Source organism: Kitasatospora sp. NPDC032757, assembly GCF_055579305.1.
Window position 1 is genome coordinate 173,453 of the sequence record NZ_JBVINN010000009.1, and the last position, 13,375, is coordinate 186,827.

At 73.5% G+C, this 13,375-nt stretch carries 11 protein-coding genes; 9 read left to right on the top strand and 2 right to left on the bottom strand.

Annotated elements, in window-relative coordinates; translation table 11 throughout:
* Nucleotides 1-170 precede the first annotated feature (170 nt).
* A complete protein-coding gene (locus ACZ5WK_RS14490; RefSeq protein ID WP_465547674.1) occupies nt 171-1,505 on the top strand; it encodes a PP2C family protein-serine/threonine phosphatase in 1,335 nt (444 codons plus the stop codon).
* A gap of 112 nt (nt 1,506-1,617) precedes the next feature.
* Here ACZ5WK_RS14490 and ACZ5WK_RS14495 read toward each other — a convergent pair whose 3' ends face one another.
* Nucleotides 1,618-2,589: a LysR family transcriptional regulator gene (locus tag ACZ5WK_RS14495; RefSeq protein WP_465547659.1), complete on the bottom strand. Its 972-nt coding sequence runs from the start codon at nt 2,587-2,589 to the stop codon at nt 1,618-1,620.
* Nucleotides 2,590-2,687: 98 nt separating this feature from the next.
* On the opposite strand from ACZ5WK_RS14495, the gene ACZ5WK_RS14500 reads away from it, so the two are divergent.
* The 8 genes from ACZ5WK_RS14500 to ACZ5WK_RS14535 all read left to right on the top strand — a co-directional run bounded on the left by ACZ5WK_RS14500 (nt 2,688) and on the right by ACZ5WK_RS14535 (nt 11,809).
* On the top strand, nt 2,688-4,373 hold the full coding sequence (locus tag ACZ5WK_RS14500) for an ABC transporter substrate-binding protein (RefSeq protein ID WP_465547660.1): 1,686 nt from the start codon (nt 2,688-2,690) through the stop codon (nt 4,371-4,373).
* Complete coding sequence (locus tag ACZ5WK_RS14505) at nt 4,370-5,251, top strand: ABC transporter permease (RefSeq protein ID WP_465547661.1); 882 nt, start codon at nt 4,370-4,372, stop codon at nt 5,249-5,251. Before ACZ5WK_RS14500 ends, ACZ5WK_RS14505 begins: the two co-directional genes overlap by 4 nt.
* Complete coding sequence (locus ACZ5WK_RS14510) at nt 5,248-6,240, top strand: ABC transporter permease (RefSeq protein WP_465547662.1); 993 nt, start codon at nt 5,248-5,250, stop codon at nt 6,238-6,240. Before ACZ5WK_RS14505 ends, ACZ5WK_RS14510 begins: the two co-directional genes overlap by 4 nt.
* Entirely contained in the window at nt 6,237-7,052 is an 816-nt protein-coding gene (locus ACZ5WK_RS14515) for an ABC transporter ATP-binding protein (protein WP_465547663.1), read from the top strand. The genes ACZ5WK_RS14510 and ACZ5WK_RS14515 overlap by 4 nt, the downstream gene beginning before the upstream one ends.
* Nucleotides 7,049-8,017 (top strand): ABC transporter ATP-binding protein, encoded by a 969-nt coding sequence (locus ACZ5WK_RS14520; RefSeq protein ID WP_465547664.1) that lies wholly within the window; start codon nt 7,049-7,051, stop codon nt 8,015-8,017. The genes ACZ5WK_RS14515 and ACZ5WK_RS14520 overlap by 4 nt, the downstream gene beginning before the upstream one ends.
* Before the next feature lie 2 nt (nt 8,018-8,019).
* Nucleotides 8,020-9,294 (top strand): alpha/beta fold hydrolase, encoded by a 1,275-nt coding sequence (locus tag ACZ5WK_RS14525; RefSeq protein WP_465547675.1) that lies wholly within the window; start codon nt 8,020-8,022, stop codon nt 9,292-9,294.
* Nucleotides 9,295-9,316: 22 nt separating this feature from the next.
* Nucleotides 9,317-10,507, top strand: coding sequence for a M6 family metalloprotease domain-containing protein (locus ACZ5WK_RS14530; RefSeq protein ID WP_465547665.1), 1,191 nt, complete (start codon nt 9,317-9,319; stop codon nt 10,505-10,507).
* A 114-nt stretch (nt 10,508-10,621) separates the two neighbouring features.
* A complete protein-coding gene (locus ACZ5WK_RS14535) occupies nt 10,622-11,809 on the top strand; it encodes a M6 family metalloprotease domain-containing protein (RefSeq protein ID WP_465547666.1) in 1,188 nt (395 codons plus the stop codon).
* Here ACZ5WK_RS14535 and ACZ5WK_RS14540 read toward each other — a convergent pair.
* Nucleotides 11,796-12,620: an RNA polymerase sigma factor gene (locus tag ACZ5WK_RS14540; RefSeq protein ID WP_465547676.1), complete on the bottom strand. Its 825-nt coding sequence runs from the start codon at nt 12,618-12,620 to the stop codon at nt 11,796-11,798. The two genes, ACZ5WK_RS14535 and ACZ5WK_RS14540, sit on opposite strands and share 14 nt — an antisense overlap.
* Nucleotides 12,621-13,375: the final 755 nt, after the last annotated feature.

Sequence of the window (13,375 nt, forward strand, 5' to 3'; positions counted from 1 at the left end):
GGCCTGCCTACGGTTGGAGACAGGACGCGCCGGTGCGTCCGGCTTCCGGTTGCGCAACGCGCCGAAGGTACGGTCGTCCAGCAGGGGAATCGAAGGTGGGCCGGGTGTATCCGGAGGATGGGTCCGGGCGGGCGGACGTTCCCGACCGCAGCCACCGGATCGATGACGAGATGGACCGGATCGTCGGACGGCTACGGGACCTCGCCCACACCCAGCGCCGTTTCCAGGACCTGCTGGACGCCGTGATGGCGGTCGGCCGGGAACTGGACCTGCCGGTCGTGCTCCGGCGGGTGATCACCACCGCGATGGGCCTGGTCGACGCCCGCTACGGCGCACTCGGCGTGCTCAGCGACGACGGCGAACACCTGGAGGACTTCATCCCCGTGGGGCTGAGCGAACGGCAGGTCGCAGCGCTGGCCGGCGTCGCCCTCCCGCACGGGCGCGGGCTCCTCGGGCACCTCATCGACCACCCCGAACCGCTGCGTGTCGCAGACATCGGCGCCCACCCGGACGCGGTGGGCTTCCCGCCGGGCCACCCGCCGATGCGGACACTGCTCGGGGTGGCGGTCACCGGCCGTGGACGCGTCTACGGCAACCTCTACCTCTGCGAGCGGCGCGACGGACAGCCCTTCGACGGCCACGACCAGGACATCGTGGTGGCGCTCGCCGGCGCGGCCGGCCTCGCCATCGAGAACGCCCGCCTCTACCGGCAGGTCCGCGCCAACGCCGAGTACTTCCAGCGTCTCCTGCTTCCCAGCCTCGCTGATGTGGCGCCGTTCTCGGTGTCCGCGATCTATCGCCCCGCCACGGCCCCGGACCACGTCGGCGGCGACTGGTACGACGCCCTGATGCTCCCCGACGGCGCCTGCGCCCTGGTCATCGGCGACGTCGTCGGACACGACCTGAAGGCCGCCGCCACCATGGCCCAGACCCGCAACATGCTGCGGGCCCTCCTCTACGACCGCCGCACCCCGCCCAGCGCCGTCCTGACACAGCTCGACCGCACCCTCCAGGCGATCACCGACAACCCGATCACCACCGTCTGCCTCGCCCGCATCGAACCCGCCGAGGACGGCTGGACGCTCCACTGGAGCAGCGCCGGACACCTGCCGCCGCTCCTGATCGGCCCCGACGGCGCCGCCCGCTACCTGCACGCCGACCCCGGCCTGCCCCTCGGCGTCGATCCGGACGTGCCCCGACCCGACCACAAGCGCCCCCTGCCCGGCGACTCCACCCTCGTGCTCTTCACGGACGGCCTGGTCGAGCACCCCCACCGCCCCCTGGAGGCCGGCCTCACCGCCCTTGCCCAGGTCGCCGCCGCCCACGCCGGCCTGCCCCTCGCGGACCTGTGCCGGACCCTGGCCGACGCCCACCTCGGCGACGGCCGCGACGACCTCGCCGTCCTCACCCTGCGCACTCCGCCCGATCCACGCCCACCGACACGGCACCCGGGACACGTCCCTCGGGCCGGCGACACACTCCCGGCCCCGGGAACGGGAGTCTGACCGGCGGAGGGAGTTCCGTCGCGTTGCCGGTGCCGACGGGCCTGTCCGTGCCACCACGAGCACCACCACCACGCAGCGCCCGTCACCCTCGGTGTCCGGCCTCGGCCGTAGGTCAGCCCGTGGCCGCCGGCGTGCACCGGTCCCCGGCGGCGCGGAGCCACCGCTGGTACGCCGAGCTGCGCCCGGCCGCGACCCGGTGGGCCGCGCGCGCGTGCTCGACGAGCACCGTGTCCAGGGCGGCCGGCCGACCCTCCTGGTGCCAGGCGATCAGGTGCCGGTACCAGAGCGGGTCGCCGACGATGGGCCGCACGGCGATGCCCGGCACCTCCTCGAAGGTGGCCTGGCACAGGCTCACCGCGTGCCCGGTGCGGACCAGTTCGAGCAGCAGCCGCCCCTCCGCCTCGTGGACGGTGCGCATCCGGTGGCCGGTCGCGTGGAAGGTGGTGGACCAGTACTCACGGACCCGGTCGTCGTCCGGGCGCGGTGCGACCCAGTCCTCGTCCTCCAGTTCGCCCAGGTGGACCTCCGGCCGGGCGGCGAGGCGGTGGCCGGCCGGCAGGGCGACGAACACGGGCTCGGTGACCACCGGCCGCAGGACCACACCCGGCGGCGCGGGCAGCTCGTAGCCGGGGCAGTCACCGACCACGGCGGCGTCGAGGCGCCCGTGCGCGAGGTCGTCGATCAGGGGAACGGACGAGCCCTGGGCGCGGGAGGCGATCCGCGCCTCGGGGTGGTGGGTGCGCAGCGCGGTGATCAGTCCGCCGAGCAGCGGTGCGTTGACGGACCCGAGCCGGAAGCGGGGTGTCGGGCTGCCGGTGCGGGCGGCCAGGGTGGAGGCGTTCAGCAGTTCGTCGACGGTGGGGAGGACGGCGCGGGCGCGGGTGAGCACGGTCTCGCCGAAGGCGGTCGGGGCGACGCCGGTGGGTCGGCGGTCGAACAGCGTGCCGCCCAACATGCTCTCGATCCGGCGCAGTTGGGCGCTGAGGCCCGGCTGGGTGAGCCGGAGCGAGGCGGCGGCCCGGGTGAGGCTGCCGCTCTCGGCGATGGCGCAGATCATCCGTAGATGCCGTATCTCGAGCTCCATAAGCGGATGTTATGGGCAGCTGAGAGCTCCCGGAAGGGGCCGGGGAGGCCCAATCTTGTCCCACATGTGAAATGTCATATCGCACAGAAGAGGGACAAATGAGGACACGAAGAGCCGCATGCGCCCTGACCGCGGCCCTCGGACTGCTGTCGGCGGCCGCCTGTGGCGGGCCGGACGGCAGCGGCCCGGCCGCGGACGCCGTCCCGGCGCCGGGCGGGACCCTGCACGTCCTGTCCAGCATCGACCTGGAGCACCTGGACCCGGCCCGCGCCTACGTCACCTCCACCCAGGACGTGGGCCGGCTGCTCTACCGGACGCTCACCACGTTCGCCCCCGCCCCCGGGCAGGCCGGCGGGCAGATCGTCCCGGACCTGGCCACCGACACCGGTCACCCCACCGACGGCGCGCGGACCTGGACCTTCACCCTCAAGGAGGGCGTGAAGTTCGAGGACGGCCGGCCCGTCACCAGCAAGGACGTCAAGTACGGCGTGGAGCGCACCTTCGCCGCCGAGCTGCCCGAGGGCCCGCCGTACGCGCGGCTCTGGCTGGCGGGCGGCGAGACGTACAAGGGGCCGTACAAGGACCCGGCCGGGCTCGCGTCGATCGAGACCCCGGACGAGCGGACCATCGTCTTCCGGCTCAACCGTCCGGTGGCCGACTTCGGTTCCGCCGTGTCACTGCCGATGTTCGCCCCGGTGCCGCAGGACAAGGACACCGGCGTGGCCTACGACAACCGCCCGTTCTCCTCCGGCCCCTACCGGATCGACGGCTTCGAGCCCAAGAAGCGGCTCACCCTGGTCCGCAACCCCGCGTGGGACCGGGCCACCGACAGCGTCCGCAAGGGACTGCCGGACAAGGTCGTCGTCGACCTCAACCTCGACCCGGCCGTGGTCGACCAGCGGCTGATCGCCGGTCAGGGCGAGGACGCCGACGCCGTCGCCATGGAGCCGATCGGTCCGGCCTCGGTCGGACGGGTGATGAACGACCCGCAGTTGAAGAAGCGCCTGGTCACCGGCGAGTCCATCAACACCCGCTTCCTCGGCATCAACACCAGGCACCGGCCGCTGGACGACGTCCGGGTGCGGCAGGCCATCGCGTACGCGCTCGACAAGGACGCCCTGCGCACCACCCGCGGCGGCCCGATCGCGGGCGACCTCGCCACCACCCTGCTGCCCCCCACCCTGCCCGACGCGGCCCCCGAGGACCCGTACCCGAGCAAGGACGGCAAGGGCGACCCGGAGAAGGCCAAGGCCCTGCTCGCCGAGGCCGGTCACGCCTCCGGCCTGGAGCTCACCCTCGACACCCCGGCCACCACCGGCGGCAAGGCACAGGGCGAGGCGGTGCAGGCCTCGCTCGCCCGGGCCGGCATCACCGTGAAGATCAACGAGATCAGCTCCTCGGCCTTCTACAGCACGGTCGGCAGCCCCGCCCGGCAGCACGACCTGGTGATCGACGGCTGGACGCCGGACTGGCCGGGCGCCTCCACCTACCTGCCGATCCTGTTCGACGGCCGGCTGATCACCCCCGAGGGCAACAACAACCGCGCCCAGTACGACTCCCCCGACGTCGACGCCCGGCTGGACGAGATCGCGGCCGCGGGCGACCCGGCCGCCGCCCGGAGCGCGTACGGCGAGCTCGCCAAACGCATCATGCGGGACGCCCCCGTCGTGCCGTTCCTCTGGGACCGGGCCGCCGTGCTGGTCGGGCCGAACGTGACCGGCGCGTACGGGCACACCGCCTTCGTCGGACGGCTCGACCTCGTCTCGCTGGGGTTGCGGAAGTGACCGTCCTGCGAAAGCTGTTGGCCCAGCGCTCGGCGGCGCTCGCGCTGACCGCGGTTGCCCTGCTGGTGCTCACCGCACTCGCCGCCCCGCTGATCACCTGGCTGGCCGGCAGCTCCCCGACGGCCTTCCACGGCGAGGCGGTGGACCCGGCGCTCGGCGGACTGCCGCGCGGGGCCGCGGGCGGGATCAGCACCGAGCACTGGCTCGGCGTGGAGCCCGTCAACGGCCGGGACGTGCTCGCCCGGGTGGTGTACGGCGCGCGGGTCTCCCTGCTGATCGCCGTCCTGGCCACCACCGTGTCCCTGCTCCTCGGCACCGCGCTCGGCCTGCTCGCCGGCTTCCTCGGCGGTTGGACCGACACCGTCATCGGCCGGCTGATGGACCTGCTGATGTCCTTCCCCAGCCTGATCTTCATGATCGCGCTGATCTCGGCCGCGCCCGGCGCCGACCGCCGGCTGCTGCTGGTCGTGGTGCTCGGGTTCTTCGGCTGGCCGTACGTCGGGCGGATCGTGCGCGGGCAGGCGATGGTGCTCGCCCGTGGCGAGTTCGTGGCGGCGGCCCGGGTGCTCGGCGCGTCCCGGCGGACCCTGCTGCTGCGCGAGGTGCTGCCCAACCTGACCGGACCGGTGCTGGTGGTGGCGACGATGTCGATCCCGGCCTGCGTCGCCACCGAGGCCGGCCTCTCCTTCCTCGGCGTGGGCGTACAACCGCCGACGCCCTCGTGGGGGCAGATGATCGCCACCGCCGTGCCCTGGTACGCCGCCGACCCGGCCTACTTCCTCATCCCCGGCGTCCTCCTGTTCGTCACCGTGCTCGCGTTCAACGTGCTGGGCGACGCCGTGCGCGACACGCTCGACCCCCGGAGCAAACCACGATGATCCTCTACCTGCTGCGAAGACTGGCCGTCACCGCACTCGTCCTGCTGGTGATCTGCGCCGTCACCTTCGCGATCTTCTACCTGATGCCCGCCGATCCGGCCCAGGGCGCCTGCGGCAAGGCCTGCAGCCCGGAACGGCTCGCCGGGATCCGCGCCACCCTCGGCCTGGACCGCTCCCCGCTCGCCCAGTTCGGGGACTACCTCGCCGGCATCGTCTCCGGCCGCACGTACGGCACCGGTGCGCAGGCCGCCCAGTGCCCGTTCCCCTGTCTGGGCTTCAGCTTCCAGACGAACCAGCCGGTGTGGGAGATGCTGACCGGCCGGCTGCCCGTCAGCATCTCGATCGCCGTCGGCGCGGCCCTGCTGTGGCTGGCCGTCGGCGTGACGGCGGGCGTGGTGTCGGCGCTGCGGCGCGGCAGTCTCTGGGACCGCGCCGCGATGACGGCCGCCCTCGGCGGGGTCTCGCTGCCGGTCTACTTCACCGCGCTGGTGCTCCAGTACCTGCTGGTGGTCCGGCTGAACGTGCTGCCCTACCCGACGGCCATCCCCCTCACCGAGGACCCGGCCGGCTGGGCGCAGTCGATGGTGATGCCCTGGATCACCCTGGCCATGCTCTACGCCGGCGTGTACGCCCGGGTCACCCGCAGCGAGATGCTGGAGAGCCTCGGCCAGAACTACGTCCGCACCGCACGCGCCAAGGGCCTGGCCGAGGTCACCGTGGTACGCCGGCACGCTCTGCGGCCCGCGCTGATGCCGATCGTGACGATCTTCGGCATGGACCTCGGCGCCCTGCTCGGCGGTGCGCTCATCACCGAGTCGGTGTTCGGCCTGCCCGGCGTCGGCAAGCTCGCCGCCGACGCCATCGCGGGCGCCGACCAGCCGGTGATCCTCGGCGTGACGCTGTTCGCCGCCGGCTTCGTGGTGCTCGCCAACCTGATGGTCGACCTCGTCTACGCCGTGCTCGACCCGAGAGTGAGGGCCGTCGGATGACTCTCCTCACCGTACGAGACCTGACGGTCGACTTCGCCTCCGGCGTCCGGGCCGTCGACGGACTCGACCTCGACCTCGCGGCCGGGCAGGTACTGGGCGTGGTCGGGGAGTCCGGCAGCGGCAAGTCCGTCACCAGCCTCGCCATGCTGGGGCTGCTGCCCCGCGATGCCCGGGTCGGCGGCGAGATCCGCTTCGACGGGCGCGAGTTGACGGGCATGGACCAGCGTTCCCTGCGCCGCCTGCGCGGCAACCGGATCGCCATGGTCTTCCAGGACCCGCTGTCCTGCCTCAACCCGTACTACCCGGTGGCCTTCCAGATCGCCGAGGCCTACCGGGCCCACCACCGGGCCGGACGGAAGGCGGCCCACCGGGTCGCCGTCCGGATGCTGGAACGGGTCGGCATCCCCGAGCCCGAACGGCGCGCCCGCTCCTACCCGCACGAGTTCTCCGGCGGGATGCGCCAGCGGGTGATGATCGCGATGGCGCTGTGCCTGGAGCCGGACCTGCTGATCGCCGACGAGCCGACCACCGCGCTCGACGTCACCGTCCAGGCCCAGATCCTCGACCTGCTGCGCGAGCTCCGGCAGGAGGCCGGTACCGCCATCATGCTGATCACCCACGACATGGGCGTGGTCGCCGGGCTCGCCGACCGGGTCGTCGTGATGCACGACGGCCGCGCGGTCGAGCGCGGCACTGTCCACGACGTCTTCCACCGCCCGCAACAGCCGTACACCCGCGGCCTGCTCGCCTGCGTGCCCCGCATCGACGGGCCGCTGCCCCACCGGCTGCCCACCCTTTCGGAGACGGCATGACAGCGCTGCTCGAAACCCGCGACCTCGTCAAGCGCTTCCCGGTCCGCCACGGACTCACCCGGCGCCTGGCCGGACACGTCACCGCCGTGGACGGCGTCTCGCTGCGGGTGGATCCGGGCGAGACCCTCGGCCTGGTCGGCGAGTCCGGCTGCGGCAAGTCCACCGTGGCCCGCCTGCTCACCCGCCTGGAGGCGCCGACCTCCGGAACCGTCCGCTTCGCCGGCCGGGACCTCGCCGGCCTGGACGAGGCCGGCCTGCGCCCCGTCCGCCGTCAGCTCCAGATGGTCTTCCAGGACCCGTTCTCCTCGCTCAACCCCCGGCAGACCGTCCGCCGGATCCTCGCCTCGCCCTTCGCCTACCAGGGACTGGAGCCCGACGAGCCGGTCGAACGGCTGCTGGAGCGGGTCGGCCTCAAGCCCGAGCACGCCGACCGGCACCCGCACGAGTTCTCCGGCGGCCAGGCCCAACGCATCGGCATCGCCCGCGCGTTGGCGCTTCGGCCGAAGCTGGTGGTGTGCGACGAGCCGGTCTCCGCCCTCGACGTCTCGGTGCAGGCCCAGATCCTCAACCTGCTCAAGGACCTCCAGGACGAGTTCGGCCTCGCCTACCTCTTCATCGCCCACGACCTCGGCGCCGTACGGCAGATCAGCACCCGCATCGCCGTGATGTACCTCGGCGCCGTCGTCGAGACCACCGACCGCGACACCCTGTTCGCCGCCCCGGCCCACCCCTACACCCGCGCCCTGCTCTCCGCCGTGCCCCTGCCCGACCCGGACGCCGAACGCGGCCGCGAGCGGATCACGCTGCGCGGCGACCTGCCCAGCCCGCTGAACCCGCCCAGCGGCTGCCGCTTCCGCACCCGCTGCCCGAAGGCCGACGACCGCTGCACCGCCGAGCGACCCGCCCTGCGGGAGATCGCACCCGGCCACGAAGTCGCCTGTCACCACCCGGAGTTGCCACAGTGATCCTGACCAGACACCGCCTGCCCGGGCTCGCGGTGACCGACCACGTCTTCGCCGTCCCGCTCGACCACGCCGACCCCGGCGGCGCAACCATCGAGGTCTTCGCCCGGGAGCTCGCCGACCCGGTCCGCGCCCCGGACCAACTGCCCTGGCTGCTCTACCTCCAGGGCGGTCCGGGAGGGAAGTCACCGCGCCCGGTGAACACCGGCGGGTGGCTCGACCACGCCCTCAAGACCCACCGGGTACTGCTGCTCGACCAGCGTGGCACCGGCCGCTCGACCCCCGTCACCGCCCGCGCGGCGGCCGGCCTCGGCCCGGCCCGGCGCCTGGCCGACCACCTGGCGCTGCACCGGGCCGACTCGATCGTCGCCGACGCGGAACTGATCCGGCGTCAACTCTGCGGCGAAGAACCGTGGGAGACGCTCGGCCAGAGCTACGGCGGCTTCGTCACCCTCAGCTACCTCTCCTTCGCGCCGGCGGGCCTGCGCGCCTGTTACGTCACGGGCGGCCTGCCGGGCCTCGACAGCACCGCCGACGACGTGTACGCCGCCACCTATCCCCGGGTCCGCGAGCGGGTCACCTCCCACTACCTCCGCCACCCCGGCGACCACGCGCTGCTCCGGCACCTCGCCGACCTGCTCGACCGCCACCCGGTCCACCTCCCGGACGGCGACCGGCTCACCGTGCGCCGCCTGCGCACCCTCGGCCTCATGCTCGGCATGGGCGACGGCTCCGCCCGCCTGCACTGGCTGCTCGACGAGGCCCTCGGCGCCGACGGCGCACCCACCGCGACCTTCCTCCAGCAGGTCATGCAGCTGACCTCCTTCACCGACAACCCGCTCTTCGCCGTCCTCCAGGAGTCCATCTACGGCCGCGGCGGCACCGCCACCGGCTGGGCCGCCGAACGCGCCCTGGCCGCCCACCCCGCGTTCGCCGAGGATGCCGACCCGCTCATGCTCACCGGCGAGATGATCTACCCCTGGATGTTCCGGGAGGTCTCCGGCCTGCGCCCGTTCGCCGAGGCCGCCGACCTGCTCGCCGCACGCACCGACTGGCCCGAGCTGTACGACGCGGACCGGCTCGCCGACAACCCGGTCCCGGTGGCCGCCGCCGTCTACCACGACGACATGTACGTGGATGCCGGCCTGTCCCTGCGGACCGCCCGCGCGGTCGGCGGCCTGCGCGTCTGGGTCACCAACGAGTGGGAGCACGACGGTGTCACCGCCTCCGGAGGGCGGGTCCTCGCCCGTCTGATGGACCTGGCCTCCGGCCGGGCCTGAGCAAACCCCCGATGGGAGAACCGTGTTGAACCCCCGCCTTCTCGCCGGTGCCGTGGCGCTGGCCCTCCCGCTGGTCGCCGCCGCGTCCCCCTCCGCCGGCGCGTCCGGCGCCGGCGCTTCCGGCCCCACCGCTGCCGCCGCCGCCTGCGCGCTGCCCGGCCGGACCGGCTGGACGGACGAGGGCCACGGCACCGACGCCACCCAGTTCCTGCAGCCGCTGGGCACCAAACGCGTCCTGATGCTCTTCGTCGACTTCCCCGACGCCCCGGCCACCGGCGAACTCGCCGACTACTACCACCGACTCGCCCCGGCCGCCGACTGGATGCGGCAGGACTCCGACGGCCGCACCCGGCTCGCCATCACCCCGCTCAACCGCTGGCTCCACCTGCCGCAGGACTCCGGCTCCTACGGCTTCCAGCGCGGCATCAGCTTCGAACAGCACGAGGCGTACGTGCGCCAGGCCGTCGAGGCCGCCGGCCCGGACGTCGACTTCTCCCGGTACGACCTGCTCTACATCGTCCCGACCAGATCGGCCTCCGCCATCACCTTCTCGCCCACCTACCTGTACGACCCGGCCACCCCCGGCATCGTGGCGGGCGGCACGCGGATCAAATGGGCGGTCACCCTCGGCCAGGACATGTACCGCTGGGGCCCCAAGGTCGCCGCCCACGAGACCTCGCACACCTTCGGCCTGCCCGACCTGTACGCCTTCGACGGCACCGACGCCCACCGCTACGTCGGCGGCTGGGACGTGATGGGGCTCATCTCGGGCCCGGCGCCGCAGCATCTCGGCTGGGAACGTTGGAAGTTGGGGTGGATCGACGACCGCCAGGTCGCCTGCCTGCCCACCACCGGGAGCCGTACGGTCCAGCTGCGGGCGATCGAACGCCCCGGCGGCACCAAGATCGCGGTGATCCGTACCGGCGAGACCACCGCGTACGTCGCCGAGTCCCGCCGCGCCGTCGGCGGCGACGCGTCCGCGTGCTCGTCCGGCGTGCTGGTCTACCACGTCGACACCTCCGTCCAGACCGGCTACGGCCCGGTCCGGGTGGTCAACGGCAACCCCGCCGCCACCCCGCCCGAGGGCTGCACGCCGCTCGACATGGCCGCCCTCCAGCCCGGCCAGTCGTTCACCGACCCCGCCACCGGCGTCCGGATCGAGGTCCGGCACCGGGGCCCGCAGACCGACACCATCACGGTCGGCAAGGCGTAGGCGCCCCCGCCCCACTCCACGAACTCGCGCCGGTGGCCGCCGGGCAACCCCCACCGCCTGACGGCCACCGGCGCGACCCCACCCCCACCGACCTCTCCCCCAGGAGGCATCCCCGTGCACGCCACCCGACTCGCCCGGCCGCTCGCCGCCGTGCTGACCGCACTCGGCGCGCTGGTCCTGCTCGTCGCCCCCACCGGTCGCGCCGCCGCCGCGGCCGTCGCACCGGCCTCGTCCTGCGCACTGGCCGGAACCACCGGCTGGACCGACGAGGGCCACGGCACCGACCGCGTCCGCTTCCAGCAGCCGCTCGGCACCAAGCGCGTGCTCACGCTCTTCGTCGACTTCCCCGACGCCCCCGCCGACGGCCCCACCCAGCCCTACACCGCCCAGCTCACCCCCGCCGCCGACTGGATGTGGCAGGCCTCCTACGGCCGCACCTGGCTGGCCATCAGCCCGCTGGACCGCTGGCTGCGCATGCCGCAGCCCTCCACCTCGTACGGCTTCCAGCGCGGCATCAGCTTCGAGCAGCACGAGGCGTACGTGCGGGACGCGGTGCGGGCCGCCGCGCCGTACACCGACTTCTCGCGGTACGACCTGGTGTACGTCGTCCCGCCGAAGTCCGCCTCGGCGATCAGCTTCACGCCCACCTACGTCTACGACCCCACCACCGCAGGTGTGACCGCGGGCGGCACCCGCATCAAGTGGGCGGTGACCTTCGGTCAGGACATGTGGTACTGGGGACCGAAGATCGCCGACCACGAGACCGGCCACACCTTCGGCCTGCCCGACCTCTACGCCTTCACCGGCACCGACCAGCACGCCTACGTCGGCGGCTGGGACCTGATGGGCAAGATCGGCGGCCGGGCACCGCAGTACCTGGGCTGGGAGCTGTGGAAGCTGGGCTGGATCGACGACAGCCAGATCGCCTGCCTCCCCGGCACCGGCTGGACCACCGTCGGTCTCACCGCGGTGGAGTACGTCGGCGGCACCAAGATCGGGGTGATCCGCACCAGTGCCACCACCGCGTACGTCGTCGAGTCCCGCCGGGCCGCCTACACCGACCCGGACCCCTGCTCGACCGGCGTGCTGATCTACCGCGTCGACACCTCCGTCCGGACCGGCGACGGCCCGGTCCGGGTGATCAACGGCAACCCGGGCGCCACGCCGCCGCCGGGGTGCAGCCCGCTCGACATGGCGGCCCACCGCCCGGGCCAGAGCTTCACCGACTGGTCCGCCCGCGTCCAGATCTCCGTCCGCACCGGCGGCGACTACGGGGACACCGTGCAGATCAGCAGCTGGTGACCCGCCGCGCGGCCGCGGGGCCCGGGACCGTCGACACCGCCGCCCCCGCGCGGTGGTCGGCGCGTACGGCCTCCCCCGCCACCCGGACGCAGCCCTCGCAGTTCTCCAGGTGCCGGGCCGGTTCGGGGCCGCGCCGCCGGCCGGGGCGCCGGATGGCCTCGGCCAACCGGGCGGTGAAGTGGCGGCACGCCGGCTCGACGGCCTCGTCCACGTCCTCGCGCAGGTAGGCCTCGCGCAGTCCCTCGCGGGCCCGCGCGGCGAGCGAGCGCACGCCGCTCGGTGTCATCCCCATCCGTTCCGCGACGGCGGCCGCCGACTCCCGCTCCACGACGGTGAGCCACAGGAGCGCCTGCCACCGCTCGGGAAGGGAGCGGTAGGCCTTGGCGACCAGGGCGTTCTCCTCGGTGGCGAGCAGCGCGGCCTCGGTCTCCGCGTCCCCGGCGAGCTGTTCGACCCAGGTCTCGAAGTCCTCCGGCAGCAGCACGCGACGGGTGAGGTGCCGGCTCCACTCCATCGCGGTGCGGCGGACGCAGGCCATCAGGTACGGGCGCCAGGCGTGGCGCGGTCCGTGGCCACGGGCCACCGACATGTACGTACGGGCGTAGGCCTCGGCGGCGAGGTCCTGTGCGGTCTGCGGGTCACGGCAGTAGCCGCGCGCGTAGGCCAGCACCGCGCCGTGGTGGCGGGTGAAGACCTCGGCCATCACTGCTCCGACACGGGAGGCGTCGGTGGCGGTCGCGGCGGGAAGGACCGCGGAGAGCTCGACGTCGCTCAAGGTGCTCAGACCCGGTCCGTAGTCCTCGGAACGCACGGTCAATGTGGCCTCCTCAGGTCTGGTTGCCCCGTGACGGGCAGGTCGCGCGAACCAGGGGTACGGCGGCTGCACGGGGCCGGGGGAATCGGGCGTTGCTCGGTTGTCTGCGAGGCGGGGCAGGCGCGGCGCTGCACCTGGCGGCTCTTGGGTGGACGGGCGCGGGGGCGCCCGGTCGCGGGGGGCGTGACGTCTGTTGTTGCCCTCGGCCTGCCCGGGCTGGACGACACCGGTGACGCACGGCTGCCGTGCCGTCGGGAGGCGGTGGAGGGTGGTCCACAGCACACCAGCCGGACGGCGGTTCGGGCAATCGTCTCCGTGCCCGCCACCGGCCCGCCCATTCCCAAACCGAATAGCGGGCGGCGCCCGTCGGGCGGTACGCGCGGGCGCCGGTTCGCTCGGCGGCCCGCGTCTGCGCAGACCCACTGGTCCCGTCGGTCCCGGGCTCACCTCCGGCGCCGCGGGCGTAACAGAAATGCCGATTCGGGTTTGGTATGTTCCGAATCGGTAGCGCGGCACAACCGATGACACCGTGGCGGACGAGCGGCACCCGCCACCGGTACCCGTCACACCGCCAGGAGGCGCTCCAGGGGGGCGTGTTCGGCTCGCCGTCGTCAACGCGACGGGTGCGGACACTCACGCTGTCGGACAGCCCCCTGTCGAACTGCGAAGGCGGTGGGGGGGGGGGGGGGGGGGGGGGGGGGGGAGGAGGGAGGGGAAGGGGTGGAGGGGGGAGGCACCATCACAGGGGGGGC